The 13,676-nt window shown below is 72.8% G+C and carries 15 protein-coding genes and 1 riboswitch; of the genes, 3 read left to right on the forward strand and 12 right to left on the reverse strand.

All coding sequences use genetic code 11. The features are described 5' to 3' along the window. Positions 1–7 precede the first annotated feature (7 nt). The 5 genes from LADH09A_RS22465 to LADH09A_RS22485 all read right to left on the reverse strand — a co-directional run bounded on the left by LADH09A_RS22465 (position 8) and on the right by LADH09A_RS22485 (position 3,214). Positions 8–556 (reverse strand): DsbA family protein, encoded by a 549-nt coding sequence (locus LADH09A_RS22465; RefSeq protein ID WP_238647445.1) that lies wholly within the window; start codon positions 554–556, stop codon positions 8–10. Continuing rightward, positions 553–1,050 carry a redoxin domain-containing protein gene (locus LADH09A_RS22470; RefSeq protein ID WP_238647446.1) on the reverse strand — a complete coding sequence of 166 codons (498 nt, stop codon included), beginning with the start codon at positions 1,048–1,050 and terminating at the stop codon, positions 553–555. The genes LADH09A_RS22465 and LADH09A_RS22470 overlap by 4 nt, the downstream gene beginning before the upstream one ends. Positions 1,051–1,114: 64 nt before the next feature. Then, the gene (locus LADH09A_RS22475; protein ID WP_238647447.1) at positions 1,115–1,801 is read right to left on the reverse strand and encodes a BON domain-containing protein; all 687 of its coding nucleotides are present in this window, start codon (positions 1,799–1,801) and stop codon (positions 1,115–1,117) included. 735 nt (positions 1,802–2,536) lie between these two features. Next, positions 2,537–2,935, reverse strand: coding sequence for a hypothetical protein (locus LADH09A_RS22480; RefSeq protein ID WP_238647448.1), 399 nt, complete (start codon positions 2,933–2,935; stop codon positions 2,537–2,539). A 138-nt stretch (positions 2,936–3,073) separates the two neighbouring features. Next, positions 3,074–3,214: a hypothetical protein gene (locus LADH09A_RS22485; protein ID WP_157744063.1), complete on the reverse strand. Its 141-nt coding sequence runs from the start codon at positions 3,212–3,214 to the stop codon at positions 3,074–3,076. Between the two features lie 388 nt (positions 3,215–3,602). On the opposite strand from LADH09A_RS22485, the gene LADH09A_RS22490 reads away from it, so the two are divergent. Then, the gene (locus LADH09A_RS22490) at positions 3,603–3,965 is read left to right on the forward strand and encodes an STAS domain-containing protein (protein ID WP_088949581.1); all 363 of its coding nucleotides are present in this window, start codon (positions 3,603–3,605) and stop codon (positions 3,963–3,965) included. 10 nt (positions 3,966–3,975) lie between these two features. Here LADH09A_RS22490 and surE read toward each other — a convergent pair whose 3' ends face one another. Further along, positions 3,976–4,803: a 5'/3'-nucleotidase SurE gene (gene surE, locus LADH09A_RS22495; RefSeq protein WP_238647449.1), complete on the reverse strand. Its 828-nt coding sequence runs from the start codon at positions 4,801–4,803 to the stop codon at positions 3,976–3,978. Beyond that, positions 4,800–5,795, reverse strand: coding sequence for a 1-phosphofructokinase family hexose kinase (locus LADH09A_RS22500; RefSeq protein WP_238647450.1), 996 nt, complete (start codon positions 5,793–5,795; stop codon positions 4,800–4,802). The genes surE and LADH09A_RS22500 overlap by 4 nt, the downstream gene beginning before the upstream one ends. Before the next feature lie 162 nt (positions 5,796–5,957). Here LADH09A_RS22500 and LADH09A_RS22505 point away from each other — a divergent pair, with 162 nt between their 5' ends. Then, a complete protein-coding gene (locus tag LADH09A_RS22505) occupies positions 5,958–6,425 on the forward strand; it encodes an SRPBCC family protein (protein WP_238647451.1) in 468 nt (155 codons plus the stop codon). Between the two features lie 147 nt (positions 6,426–6,572). On the opposite strand, the gene LADH09A_RS22510 is transcribed toward LADH09A_RS22505, so the two are convergent. The 5 genes from LADH09A_RS22510 to LADH09A_RS22530 form a co-directional block, all read right to left on the reverse strand. Beyond that, positions 6,573–7,073, reverse strand: coding sequence for a hypothetical protein (locus tag LADH09A_RS22510; protein ID WP_238647452.1), 501 nt, complete (start codon positions 7,071–7,073; stop codon positions 6,573–6,575). Between the two features lie 240 nt (positions 7,074–7,313). Next, a complete protein-coding gene (locus LADH09A_RS22515) occupies positions 7,314–8,378 on the reverse strand; it encodes a coiled-coil domain-containing protein (protein WP_372492335.1) in 1,065 nt (354 codons plus the stop codon). Between the two features lie 5 nt (positions 8,379–8,383). Further along, positions 8,384–8,515, reverse strand: a riboswitch (cyclic di-AMP (ydaO/yuaA leader). Positions 8,516–8,628: 113 nt separating this feature from the next. Then, complete coding sequence (locus tag LADH09A_RS22520; protein ID WP_238647453.1) at positions 8,629–9,546, reverse strand: cation diffusion facilitator family transporter; 918 nt, start codon at positions 9,544–9,546, stop codon at positions 8,629–8,631. A gap of 107 nt (positions 9,547–9,653) precedes the next feature. Then, entirely contained in the window at positions 9,654–11,768 is a 2,115-nt protein-coding gene (locus LADH09A_RS22525; RefSeq protein WP_238647454.1) for a HelD family protein, read from the reverse strand. A gap of 108 nt (positions 11,769–11,876) precedes the next feature. Continuing rightward, positions 11,877–12,815: an alpha/beta fold hydrolase gene (locus LADH09A_RS22530; RefSeq protein WP_238647455.1), complete on the reverse strand. Its 939-nt coding sequence runs from the start codon at positions 12,813–12,815 to the stop codon at positions 11,877–11,879. A 147-nt stretch (positions 12,816–12,962) separates the two neighbouring features. On the opposite strand from LADH09A_RS22530, the gene LADH09A_RS22535 reads away from it, so the two are divergent. After that, on the forward strand, positions 12,963–13,610 hold the full coding sequence (locus LADH09A_RS22535) for a carbonic anhydrase (protein WP_238647456.1): 648 nt from the start codon (positions 12,963–12,965) through the stop codon (positions 13,608–13,610). Positions 13,611–13,676: the final 66 nt, after the last annotated feature.

Here is a 13,676-nt window from a genome sequence, read left to right on the forward strand (position 1 = left end):
TCGGCGGTCAGGCGTTGTCGGCGGCGTCCACGGCCGCCAGCAGGTCGGGCAGGTCGTAACCGCCGTCGTGCCGAACACCGTTGACGAACAGGGTGGGTGTGCCGTTCACCCCGCTGCGGATGCCACCCACGAAGTCCCGGCGCACCCGGTCCGCGTGATTGCGGCCCTCCACCTCGGCGTTCAACTCGTCCGGCGGCAACCCGACCTGCTCGACACCGAGCGAGAGGTGCACCGGGTCGAGTTGGTCCTGATGCTCGTAGAGCCAGTCGTGCATCTCCCAGAAGCGGCCCCGCGCCCCGGCGGCCTCGGCCGTCTCGGCGGCGCGTTCCGCGTACGGGTGCACGTTGGCGATCGGAAAGTACCGGTAGACCAGCCGCACGGTGTCGGCCCGTTGCCGCAGCAACTCGTGCAGGTTCGGGTACGCCGCGCCGCAGAACTGGCACTGGAAGTCGCCGTACTCGACGACGGTCACCGACGCGTCGGCCGGCCCCCGGACGTGGTCGTCGGTCGTCACCGGGTCCCGAAGTCGGGCGGTGACCTGAAGTGGTGTGCTCATCCGGTCATCACCTTCCGATCGGCGGCGAGTTGGTCCAGCGCGTCGAAGATGCCGTCCGCGCCCGGGTTGACCTCGGGTGGGGACAGTTGGCTCCAGGTCACCGTCCCCGCCGGGTCCAGCACCACGAGCGCGCGGGCCGCCTCGCCGTTCGACATGTACGCGCCGTAGCTGCGGGCCACCTCGCCCTTGGGCTCGAAGTCGGCCAGCAACGGGAACTCGATGCCCCGGCTCTCCGCGAACGCCCGGTGCGACCAGATGCCGTCCACCGAGATACCGAGCACGACCGCCCGGTACTGGTCGAAGACGGGTGCCGCCGACTGGTAGAGCGACATCTGGTCACCGCAGACCGGGCTCCAGTCAGCGGGGTAGAAGGCGAGCACGACCGGCCGGCCACGGAACTGCTCAGGCCCGACGAGACCCCCGTCCGGGGTGGCCGGCAGGGTGAAACCGGGCGCGGGGCGCCCCGGTTGGATCAGCCCGTTCGGATCACTCATGCCCCCAGCCTGCTCCCGGGGTGGGTGAGACGGGCTCACCCACCCCGGGTGGTTCCGCGCCCGCTCAGCGCAGCACCGGGGCGACCGCGATGTGGTTCTGCACCTCGCGGATGCCGGGCGCCGACCAGGCCACCTGCTCCACCTCGGCCCGCTCGGGCATCGAGTGCACCAGCCCGGCGAGCACCACGGTGTCGCCGTGCACCCGGACGCTGACGCGTTCGGCCTCGGTCGCCCCGGCTCGGGCGAGGGCGTCGACGATCCGCTCGGCGAGGTCCCGGCCGTCGGGTGGGGCGGCCGGACGGACGGTGATGCCGTTGCTCACCCCGCGTACCCCGGTCAGTCGGCTGACCGCCCGCTCGGAGGCCCGGCGCTGGTACTCCCACTCGACGTCGCCGTGCAGCGTCACCCAGCCGGCCGAGACGGTGACCTGGAGCTTCTCGATGGGCACGAAGGCGTCCCATTCCAACGCGTGGCTGGCGGCGGCGGCCAGGTCGGGATCGGTGCGCTCGGCGCCGCTGTCCAGTTGCACGGCCACGTCGTTGGCGACCGCCCGGACCCGGGCGACCCGGTGCGCGGCTCGTTCGGCGGCCCACTTCTTGGCGTAGCTGTCCACCCGTCCGGTCAGCGTGACGACGCCCTCGGCGACGGTCACGCCGATCTCGTGCGGCTGCACCCGCGGTTCCCAGGTCAGCTCGTCGAGTACGGCGGACTGGATGTCCTGGTCGGTTCGGCTGATCTCCGCGATGGCCATCTGTCCCTCCTCCCGTGCTCCGTCGGCGGACCGGGCGGCGGTCGCGGCCGGGAGGTCCGCCGACGTCCGATCCTGCCGCCGACCCGGGTGAGCCCTCCTCGCCCGATGCGGGTGACGGCTGGGCTGCCCCTGTTCCGGATTTCGGTCGTGGGAGCGCTTCCAAAGCGAGGCGCTTTCGGTTACGGTAATTGCGTTCCTCGATTTCGGGAGCCGTTCTCGTCGGGTGGTGGAGCCAGGGGCAGCTCCGTCCGTTCCCGACGTCGTGCCCGTCCCCCGGGCTGCGACGCTCCCATCCGGTCGACCCCGTCCCCCGGGGCTCGACCCGCACACACCCGGAAGTCTCCGTGCGCCACGGTGGCAGCCGGCTGCCCACGTCAGGGGCCACTGGCGCGAGCCGCTGACCGGGTGGTCCGGGTTTCGCGGTGGCACCCGGACCACCACCCGAGCACCGGTCCGTCGGGCAGCCTGAGGGGTCCGGCACCCGGCGGACCGGCCCCACCCGGCCCCACCCCTGCTGCCCCCCGGGCCCCGCCTCCGGGCCGCGCCGTGCCCACCCCGCAGCGTCGATCAGGGACTTGTGGTGGGTCAAATGCTGCTCTTAGCCACCTTTGCCCACCACCACAACTCCATGATCGACGCCAACGTGGGGCGGGGCGGGCTGGGGGGTTTATGGCAATGGGCCTCGCTCGACCGGGGTCGAGCGAGGCCCATGGCGGTGCGGGTCAGAGTTGTTGATCAGACCGCGGGGGAGTTGGGGCGGTCGACGTCGACGAACTCCACGTCGTCGACGGCGCGATCGTCGTGGCTGCCGGCGGCCCGCGCGGCGGACCCGACGGCCCAGCCGACCGCCGCGCCGACGAGGGCGGCGCCGATCAGCAGCGTCCAGGGCAGCGCCGGCTGGCGGCCGGCGAGCGCGTCGAAGGCCAGCGAGGCGCGGCGACGTGCCTCCTCGGCGGCGGAGCCGACCAGGTCACCAGCGCCATCGGCAAGGTCGCCGCTGTTGCGACGGGCCGATCGGGCGGTGTCCCGCACACTGTCTCCAGCGGAGCTGACGGCCGAGATCAGGTGCTCCCAGGCCTGGTCCGCGATCCGCTCCGGCTTGCTGCGGCGGTCCAGCAGGTTGGTTCCGAACATCGTGGTTACCTCCTCGGGTGCCGAAGCCGGCGGCCACTTCGGACTTCGGCGTCTGTTCAGCGCGTCACGGTTCGCCTACCCCGCAGTGCCCAGGGCCGCCCGAGCGCAAACCCGGCCGGCCCTTCGGCTCACCCGAACTCAGCGCACCACTGTCACGGCGACGCCTCGGGCGAAGTCGTCATCATCGTCGTCATCGTCGCCTCCACCGCCGAAACCGCAGGCCAGTACGAGGGCGAGCAAGACGCCGACTCCAGCCAGCCCCGCAAGTCGCTTGATCATCGAAGGTCCTCTCCGTCACGGTGGGTGTCCCGGCCCGATGCTAGGGCGCGTCGGCAACCACGGGCACCGATCTGCGGCGGCGGACGCGGGCGACACGCCGGTGGCACACGGGGCAGCTGTACGTCGTGGGCCGGTTGTCGGGCGTGCCGGGTCCGGGCGGCTACCCTGGTCCGGCGGCGCGTCGGTCACGACTGATCGCCGAGGGTCAGATAACGAAAAGTGTTAAGTAATCAGATACTGAAAAGTACGGATATGGGCGGCTTTGTGGGTCCGGATCCGCGAATTACTCATCCCGAGGGGTGGCGACCGAGGCCGTCGGAGGAATACTCTCGGTCGCGGCCCGCGTACTGATGAGGCGCCCGGGGGACGGGCGGGTGGAGGTGCTCGCGTGAGCCTGTCGATCGTGAAGTCGGTTCTGTCCGGTGGTGTCGTGGAGATCGCGCCGCGGGGCGAGATCGACGTGGACACCGCGTACGAGGTGCGCGAGGCGATCGCGGAGGTGCTGGCCAAGGGCCGCCCGCTGCGCATCGAGCTGAACATGAGGCTGGTCACCTTCATCGACTCCGTCGGCATCAGCGCCATGGTTGCCGGCTTCCAGACGGCCGAGGTCAGCGACGTCAAGCTGGTGGTCACGCAGCCGAGCCGGTTCGTGCACCGTCAGCTGTGGGTGACCGGTCTGCTCGGCCTGTTCGGCGCCCCGGAGCCCTACTTCGCCGGTGCCGCGACCCCCGAGGTGCTGCCCGGCGCCTGAGCCCACCGGCTCAGGGCTGCTCGTCCAGCCCGGTCAGGTCGATGTCGGTTGCTTCGGTGACCGCTCGGATGGCCGTCACCGAGGCGTACCCGGCGGCCAGCAACGCCACGTCCGTGCCCGGCTGCGCGGCCTGCCCCGGCTCCTCCAGCGAGGTACGGACGAAGCCGTGGCCGGATTCGGCCACCGTCATCTGCACCTGGCCGAAGCTGGCCAGCGTGCCTCGCCGCACCCCGCGCAGTCGCTCGTGCGGCAGGTCCGGGGCGTTCACGTTGAGCACGCTCTCCATCGGCGCGGACGTCAACCGGGGGAGCAGGTCCAGGGCGACCCGCGCAGCGGTGCTCCAGTGCCGCTCGGCGTCGCGTACCCGGGCGGCCGCGTCCACCGCCGCCCCACCGCTGGCCGCCGTCGCCTCGCCCGCGGAGAGCACGTCGAGGGAGACCGCCATCGCCCGGCAGCCGTTCGTGGCGGCGGTGAACGCGGCCCCCACCGTCCCGGAGTGCAGCACGGCCCGGCCGGCGTTGGCGCCACGGTTGATGCCGGAGAGCACCACCGACGGCGGCGGGCCGAACGCGCCATGCAGGGCGATCAGTGTGATGAAGCCGGGTGAGCCACCGACCCCGTACGCCGGCACGCCCTCCAGGTCGGGCAGCGGGTGCTCGTTCACGACGACCCGCCCGTCCCGTTCCACGGCGCTCATCGCGGCGCTGGTGCCGCTCGCCTCCTCCAGCGGTGCGGCGACCACCACGTCCAGGCCCCGCTGTCGGGCAGCCCAGGCCAGTGCCTGGATGCCCGGCGCGGCGATCCCGTCGTCGTTCGTGATCAGCACCCGCAGGGTCATCGGTCGACCACCCGGTCGGCCAGCTCGTCCGGGGTCGTCCGCTCCTGCGGTCGGCTGTCCGCCGGCACGAGTCGGACCCGGTCCACCAGGCCGGTGATCGAATCCAGTCGGCCGGTGCCCAGGCCGTGCCGGGTCACGTTCAGCGCGCCGGCCGCGGCGCCGGTCCGGATGGCGGTCCGGATGTCCCCGCCGCTGGCCACGACGGCTGCCACCCCGGCGGTCATCGAGTCGCCCGCACCGCGCGGGTCGGCGGCCTCCAACCGGGGCATCTCGACCTCGAACAGCTCCCCGTCGATGAGCGCGAGCGCCGGCTGGTCGGCCCGGCTCACCACCACCGTCTCGGCGCCGGCCGCGTGCAGCTCGTACATGGCCCGGGTCAGTTCCGCGCTGTCGTCGCTGCGGGCGCGGCCGTCGCGGATCAGCTCCTCGTGGCTCACCTTGAGGAAGAAGACGCCGCCCTCCAGCGCCGAGCCGAGGTGGTCGCCGGAGAGGTCGACCACCACCCGAGCGCCGTTGGCGCTGAGGTCGGCGGCGAAGCGTCGGTAGAGGTCGGCAGGGACGAGCCATGGCTCGTTGGGCCCGCTGAGGATGCTCACCGCGGCCGACAGGCCCTCGCCGAGGGCCAGGTTGTACAGCTCGTCGAGTTCGTGGCGGCTCAACGGCTGACCGGGCACGTCGGCGATCTCCTGCCGGGAGCCGTCCCGGCGGTCGTGCACGTACCCGCCGCTGCCGGAGTCACGGGCCACCACCTTGAGGTCCACGCCCTCGCTGACCAGCAGTGGCTCCAGGACCTGGCCGATCTCGCCGCCGAGGGCGGCGCAGAGCACCACGTCGACCCCGAGTGAGATCACCATCCGGGCCTGCCAGACGCCCTGCCCGCCGGGGTGCAGGTGCAGCTCGGGGTGGTCGTTCGGCTGGTCCACGGTCACCGTCAGCTGTGGAGTGGGCGCGAAGACCATCACGTGCCCCCTCACCGGATCGTCGCCGTTCATGATGTCCGCCCTCCAGCACGGTCGGGTGATTCTTCACTAAACGACCTTAATGCGACAACCGGCAACTCGGCGTGCCATCGCACCGGTCCGGTCCGGCGCCGGGCGTTGCCAGCCAGACATCGGTACGGGACGATCGTGCGACCATCGACGGCGGGAGACGGTGTGCTCAGCAGCGATACCTTCAGCTACACCGTGCAGGCCCGGTGCTCGCCGGCCGAGGCGGCGGCGATGCTCAGCGACCTGACCCGGCAGGGTGAGCTGCACCCGCTGATCGTCCGGGTCCGCCGACTACCACCCCGACCTGGTGCGCAGGCCAGTTACACGATCAACGACCAGTTGGCGGCCGGCCCGCTGCGCTTCCGGACCACCTACCACGCGGACGTGCTGATCAGCGAGGACGACGAGATCGTCATGGTGGCCCGCCAGTGGCCGGCCACCACCGTGCGTAACCACACCCGGCTGCACCCCGAGCCGGACGGCCTGACCCGGATCGACGTCGAGATCACGCTGACCGCGCCGACCCCCCTGTTCCGGTACGCGTTCCGCCAGGCCCGGGTCGCCCACCTCGCCCTGGCCACGCGCCTCGGTGCGGCCCTGGACCGCGGCGGCGACCCGCAGCCCCCGGCCTGACCCACCCCCGCGGCCCCGTCGCCCGCAGCCCCGCTTCATGATCGTGCTCGATCGTGGATGTAGTGGCCTACGAGCGTCGGGAGGCCACTACATCCTGGTTCTAGCGTGATCTTGGCAGCGCGGCACAGCTGCGACGCGGCAGCGGGATCACCGGTTGGGGGCGCGGCCCGCCAGGGCGGGTTGGGCTGCGGGACGCCGTCCCCACGGCTTGTACGTGGACAGCACCGTCGCGATGATCATCAGACTGGTCGACACCGCGGGTGCGATCACCAGGTCGGCGCGGTCCCGTGCGGGCAGGGCGGCGCCCAACGCTCCGGCGTGGCGCAGATTCGGGGTGAGCAGGAACAGCACCAGCCCGACCATCACCGTGGTGAGCACGAGCTTGACCAGCACCCAGCGATAGCGCAGCAGCCCCCACGGGGTGAGCAGCGCGCTGGCGACACCGACGAGCCAGACCAGCACGCTCAGCGGCGCGAACAGGACGGTGCCGACCAGCGCGCCGACCGGGTAGAGCACCGCCGGGTCGGCGCCACGCTGCACGGCGATGCCGAGGGTCAGCAGCACCAGGTCGGCGCCGAGCCACCCCAGCGAGGTGACCAGGTGCAGGGTGAGCAGCCCTTTGCGGGCGGCGGGTGGTATCCGAGGCATACCGCGATGCTGCCCGCGGGCCTCGCCCGGGTCGTCCGACGAGCGACGACATCAGGGGTACGCCCGGCGACGTAGCCCGCCACAGCCGCCGACCGCCCTCCTGGGGAGCGGGCCGCGGCCCGGCCCGGCGCATCGAGCAGACCTTGACGGGTCAGTGCGGCCGGACCTGTCCGGACGAACGTGATGCCTGTGAGTCATCACGATGACTCACAGGCATCAGCACGTCGGGGATCGGCCGGATCAGTAGACCGACAGGTGCACGTGGTTGGTGTGGTCGGTGGACGGGGTGCCGCTCGCCCCGCTGTACGACTTCCACCCGCTGCTGGGCAGCCAGATCTGCCGGTACCAGATCACGTACAGCACGGCGAGCCGGTCGGCGTTGCGGATGAAGTACGCCGCCAGGTTGTTGCCGTACGTCTTGTCGCCGCCGGTGGCGTTTCCGCCGAAGCCGCTCTTCTGCGCGGCGAAGTCGCAGGCTCGGCCCTTCGGGTGCTCGCCGGAGCCGCTGGGCCGGTGACAGGAGACGTACCGGGTGAAGCCGGCGGCCTTGGCCTGGTTGAGGGCGTGCAGGGTGCGCGGGGTGATGCAGCCGTTGGCCGGCGTGGGGTCGTTGACGCTGCACGTCTCCGACGGCCAGGAGCCGTCGGAGTTGCGCGGTGCGGCCTTCGCGTTGGCGGCGGAGGTGCCCCGGTTGGAGTCGGTGTCGGCGGCGACCTGCGGCTTGGGGGCGGTGGCCACGGTCAGGGCCCGCTCGGCCTGCTCCTTGCGCTTGGCCATCACCGCGACCTGCTTGCGCTGCTCGTTGATCTCACCGTTCAGGGCGACCTGGGTGCGGTTGGCCTGGTCCTTGCTGGTGAGCAGGTCGCGCAGCACCCGGTCCTCGTTGGCGGCCACCGCGTCCAGTGCGGCGGCCCGGTCCATGAAGCCTTCCGGGCTGTCGCTGTTGAGCAGCGCCGACATGGCGCTGAGCCGACCGGTGCGGTAGGCGACGCCGGCGATCTCGCCGACCTTGCCGTTGCGCTGGTCGAGCTCGACCTCGATGGTCTTCAGTTGGGCCGTGAGCTGCTGCTGCCGCTGTACGGAGGCGTCCAGGGCGCGCTTGGCGTCCAGGTAACCCTTGCTGGCGGCCTCGAGCTGGGCTCGCAGCGCGGGGGTGCCGCCCTCCTCGTCGGAGTCGGGAGCGGCGGCCCGCAGGCCGGTCGGGGGAGTGGCCGAGGCGGTGCCGGCCGGGAGCGCGACGCCGAGGGCGAACATCGCGACGATCAGGGCCGCCAGTCGGGCGGCGGGTGGTCGTGCTGGTGCCACAGTGCATGTCCTTCCGTCAGCCGCCGACCGGGTTAGCTGACGGGTTCGGGACGGAAGATCCCTACCGCTGACGCGGATGCACCCCAGGAACGTGGTTCCCCGGTTCGCCCCTGCGGGCGATTAGGCGGCGACCATCACCGGCGCCGGGAGGGCGCCGCCTGGTGGAGGCCGGGACCGAGCCTACCGGTGCGGGTGGGGCGGCTGCAGCCAATGTGACGGACGGTGCGTGCGTCATCACGAGAAACCGCTGTCACCACTCGATCGAGCCACACGCCCCGGAGGCCGCGCCCGGCTCGATCTGCAGTGTCGCGTGCTCGATCCGGAAGTCGTCGTGCAGGGCCGTACGCGCGGCGGTGAGCACCGCGCCGACCTCCGCCCCGGGTGCCATGGTCAGGTGTGCGGAGGCCACGTCCATGCCGGAGGTGAGCGTCCAGACGTGCAGGTCGTGCACCTCGACCACACCGGGGACCGCGGCCAGCCGGTCGTGCACGGCGGTCACCTGGAGGTGCTCCGGGGCCGCCTGTACGAGGATGCGGACGGCGGCGCGCGCCAGCCGCCAGGTGCGCGGCAGGATGAACACACCGATGGCGACGGCGACCAGCGGGTCGGCCCACCACCAGTCGGTGACGGTGATGAGCAGCGCGGCGCCGATCACGCCGACCGAGCCGAGCAGGTCGCCGAGCACCTCCAGGTAGGCGCCCTGGAGGTTGATGCTCTCCTTGGCTCCGGCGCGGAGCAGGGCGAAGGCGGCGACGTTGGCCAGCAGGCCGAGCACGGCCACCGCGAGCATCGGGCCGGCGATGACCTCGTGCGGGTCGCCGAAGCGGCGGATCGCCTCGATCACCACGTAGATCGCGACGCCGGAGAGCAGGACGGCGTTGGCCAGCGCGGCGAGCACCTCGAGGCGGTAGAGCCCGAAGGTGCGCTGTGGGTCGACGGTGGCCCGCCGGGTCGCGGTGATCGCGGCGAGCGCCATCCCGATGCCGAGCACGTCGGTGAACATGTGCCCGGCGTCGGAGAGCAGGGCGAGCGAGCCGGTGTGCAGGGCGGCCACCGCCTCGACCACCATCAGGGTGGCCAGCAGCCCGAATGCCGCCCAGAGGCGACCCCGGTGCTGGTGTGCGGCATTGGCGACGGACCCATGGTGGTGGTCATGACCTGCGCCCACGAGAACCACCCTCCGCTGCCAGTCGGGACCCGGTCAAATGTATGCTCACATCGCTATGTATGCAAGTGTAGAGGTCGCCGCTGTCGCCGGCGGCTCGCCAGAGCGGATCAGCCGGTCGGGTCGATGGTGGTGAGGCGCTGGGTGGCCCGGGAGAGCGCCACGTACAGGGTGCGCACCCCGGCACCCGGATCCGCCCGGATCTCGCTCGGGGCGACCAGCACGACACCGTCGTACTCCATGCCCTTGGCCTCCAGGCTGGTCACCACCTGCAACCGCGGCGCGTTGAGCGCGGCGACCCAGCCGGCGACCTCGTCCCGGCGGGGGACCGGCGTGATCACGCCGACCGTGCCCTCCACCTCGGCCAGCAGGCCGGCGGCGGCCTCCACGGTCGCGCCCTCCAGCCCGGTCGGGGGCACCACCAGCTCGACCGGGTCGACCCCGGTGGAGCGGACGGCGGTCGGCAGCGGAAGGTCAGGGTAGAGCCGGCGGATCTCCGCCGCCGCCACCGCGAAGATCTCCGAGGAGTTGCGGTAGTTGGTGGTGAGCGTGAAATCGTGCCGCTTGCGTCGACCCAGCGCCTGGTCGCGGGCCCGGTCCAGCTCGTCGGGGTCACCGGTCCACGCGGTCTGGGCGGGGTCACCGACCACCGTCCAGGAGGCCAGACGGCCACGTCGGCCCACCATCCGCCACTGCATCGGTGAGACGTCCTGGGCCTCGTCCACCACCACGTGCGCGTAGTCCCGGTAGTCCTCCGGGCGCTCCCGGGCCGCCGCGCGGGCGGCGCGCTGCCGCTCGCCGAGGGTGCTCAACTCGCGTACGCCGCCGGCCAGCTGGAACGGGTCGCGCCGGGCCTTGGCCGACTGCGCCGGCTTGCCGAGCAGGGAGTCCAACTCGTCCAGCAGCGCGATGTCGGCGATGGTCAGCCCGGCCGAGTCCAGGTGCCGGTACGCGGCGGTGAGCAGCCGGATCTCCCCGGTGGAGAGGATCCCCCCGGCGTACCGGCGCAGCCGATCCGGCTGGGCCAGCCAGCCGAGCACGTGCCGAGGGTGCAGCCGGGGCCACCACGCCTTGAGGAACTCCCGGAACTCCGAGCGCTCGGCGATCTCCGCCTCGAAGGTGCGCTGCTCCGGCAGGCGAATCCCCACCTCGCGGGCCTGGGCCCAGAGCGCCGCGAACACCCCGTCGAAGCCGGCCCGGCGCACCTCGTTGCGGCGGGCGCCCCGTTGCAGCGCGCGGTCCCGGATCCGGTCCAGTGCCGCCCGGTCCAGCCGCAGCAGCGTGCCCCGGTAGAGCAGTCGCAGCTCACCCGGGCCGCCCGGCACCGCGTCGCGGGCCGCCCGCTCCAGCACCCGACGCATCCGCAGCGAGCCCTTCACCGCCGCCACCTCGGGCGGGTCGGTGCGGGTGGCGCTCATGCCCGGGAAGAGGGTGCCCAGCGAGTGCAGGGTCGCGGTGTCCTCACCGAGCGACGGCAGCACCGAGCCGATGTACTCCACGAAGACCGACGACGGGCCGACCACCAGGATGCCGCCGCCCGCGTACCGGCTGCGGTCGGAGTAGAGCAGGAAGGCGGCCCGGTGCAAGGCGACAGCGGTCTTGCCGGTGCCGGGGCCGCCCGCGACGATCGTCACCCCGGAGCCGGGGGAGCGGATCGCCTCGTCCTGCTCCCGCTGGATGGTCGCCACGATGTCCCGCATGCCCCGGCCGGTGGCCTTGGACAGGGTGGCCAGCAGCGCGCCGTCACCGACGACGGTCATCCCCTCCGGGGCCGCGTTCGGGTCGAGCAGGTCGTCCTCGATCCGGGTGACCCGCTCGGCGCGGGACTGGATCGTGCGGCGGCGCACCACGTCCAGCGGCTGCGCCGGGGTGGCCTGGTAGAAGGCGGCGGCGGCCGGCGCCCGCCAGTCGACGACCAGCGTGCGGGCGTCCTCGTCGCGGATGCCGAGGCGACCGACGTGCAGCACCTGACGGTCGCGCAGGTCCAGCCGGCCGAAGACCAGACCCTCGTGCTCGGCGTCCAGGGTGTGTCGTCGCTGTGCCGCGTGGAAGACCATCGCGTCGCGCTCGACCAGCGCCCCGTGCGTACCCACCCGGGCCATCCGGTAGCCGTCGCGCTCGGCGCGGACCGCCGACTGCCGCAGTTCGGCGAGTCGGGCGTACACCCGGTCGAGGTGGCGTTGCTCGACGGCGATCTCCTGCTCCAGGCCGGTCTGGTCGGTCAACGCACGCTCCTTCGAAGGTCGCCGGCAGGCGGCGGGAACCGCGCAGGCCAACCGCAGAAGGGTACGGCGTCCGGCCCGGCCCGCCGCGCCCGAGGTGCGGGAACGCGCTCAGACACCCGTTCCGGCGGGCGTCACCCCGCGCTGCGGTGCGGTGAGCACCCGGTGCAGGACGCCGGTGAGGGCGGCGTTGACCTCGTCCGGGCGCTCCATCATCAGCATGTGCCCGGCACCGGGGCAGACGGTCAGCTCGGTGGCCGGCAGTGCCGCCGCGATCGACTCGGCGCACGGCGGCGGGGTCAGCCGGTCCCGGTCGCCGACCAGGGCGGCGGCCGGCAGGTGAGCCAACGCGGCGAGGGTCTCCAGTCGGTGCTGGGTGCCGATGGAGGCGCGGAACCCACCGATCGAGCGCAGCGAGGCGCGCGCCACCGCGGAGGTCACCAGGCGGATGTCGGAGGGTTCGCAGCGGTCGCCGAAGAGCATCCACCGGATGCTCGGTTGCAGCGCGTTCAGCAGGGCCCGGGGCGCCCGCCACGAGCCGCACCGGGCCAGCACTCCGGCTCCGGTCGTCTCGGCCAGCCGGATCAACCGGGCGATCCGCGGCGACAACCCGTAGACGGTGTGCGTGTGCCCCTCGGCGGTGGTCGAGACGAACACCAGCCCGGCCGTACGGGCGGCGAAGTGCGCGGGGTGGCGGTGGGCGTACTCCATGATCGTCATGCCGCCCATCGAGTGCCCGACCAGGACCACCGGCCCGGTCGGCGCCACCGCGTCGATCACCGCGGCCAGGTCGTCACCCAGCTGGGCCAGGGTGGCGGTGGGCAGCGCCATGCAGCTGGAGCGACCGTGCCCCCGCGCGTCGTAGGTGACCACCCGCACCGCCGGGCCGACCGGCGTCGCGGTGAGCGCGTCGACCTGTCGGTGCCAGGCTCGCCCGTCCAGCGTCCAGCCGTGCAGCAGGACGGCGGTCACCGGGGCGTCCGCCGGCCCCGTCACCTCGACGTTGAGCCGCACGCCGTCCGGCAGACCGACCTCGAACCGCTCCGGCATCGCCACCTCCCAGGGCCGCCCAGCATCACCAGCACCGGGATACCCGGCGGTAACACCGGCTACCCGCCATCAGACCACGTCAATCGCGCCGGGACTAACATTCCCGACCGCGCCCGTGGTCGCCGGCGGAGGACCAAGCTGAACGGCATGGGGTCGTCGGGGGCGTCCATGGGCGGGACGGCGGGGCAGGGGCGACAGCCCGGGGGTACGCCCCGCGCCGCGCTGGCCGACCTGCTCACCGGCAACCGGCGGTTCGTCAGCGGCCAGCCGATCCACGGACACGACGTCACGGCCGCTGCGGCCGCCGCCTCCGGCGACCAGCAGCCGTACGCGGTGGTGCTCGGCTGCATCGACTCACGGGTGCCGCTGGAGGCGATCTTCGACCAGACCTTCGGCGCGATCTGCGTGATCCGTACCGGTGGGCATGTCCTCGACCGCGCGGTGTGCGGCTCGATCGAGTACGTGGTCGGCCAGCTCGGCGTACCTCTGGTGATGGTCCTCGGCCACGAGCGGTGCGGCGCGGTGGGCGCGGCGGTGGACGCGCTGCGCAGCGGGCAACGTCCCGGAGGGTCGCTGGCACACCTGGTGGACGAGATCGCCCCGGCGGTTACCGAGGTGGGGATCGACGACCCGGCGGTGCACCCGCTGGCGATCCGCCGGCACGTCCGGCGGACGGTGGGCACGCTGCGCGAAGACGACCTGCTGGCCGGGCCGGTCGCCGCCGGAAGGGTGGCGGTGGTCGGTGGCCTCTACGACCTGGCCACCGGCGAGGTCGCCCTGCTCGACCCGGCCTGAACCCGCCCCGACCTGCTCGACCGGTCCCCGGCTCCGACGGGCCCGGCCGGTCCCCGATCCCCGCGC

The organism is Micromonospora cabrerizensis (assembly GCF_022230955.1).
Lineage (GTDB): Bacteria > Actinomycetota > Actinomycetes > Mycobacteriales > Micromonosporaceae > Micromonospora > Micromonospora cabrerizensis.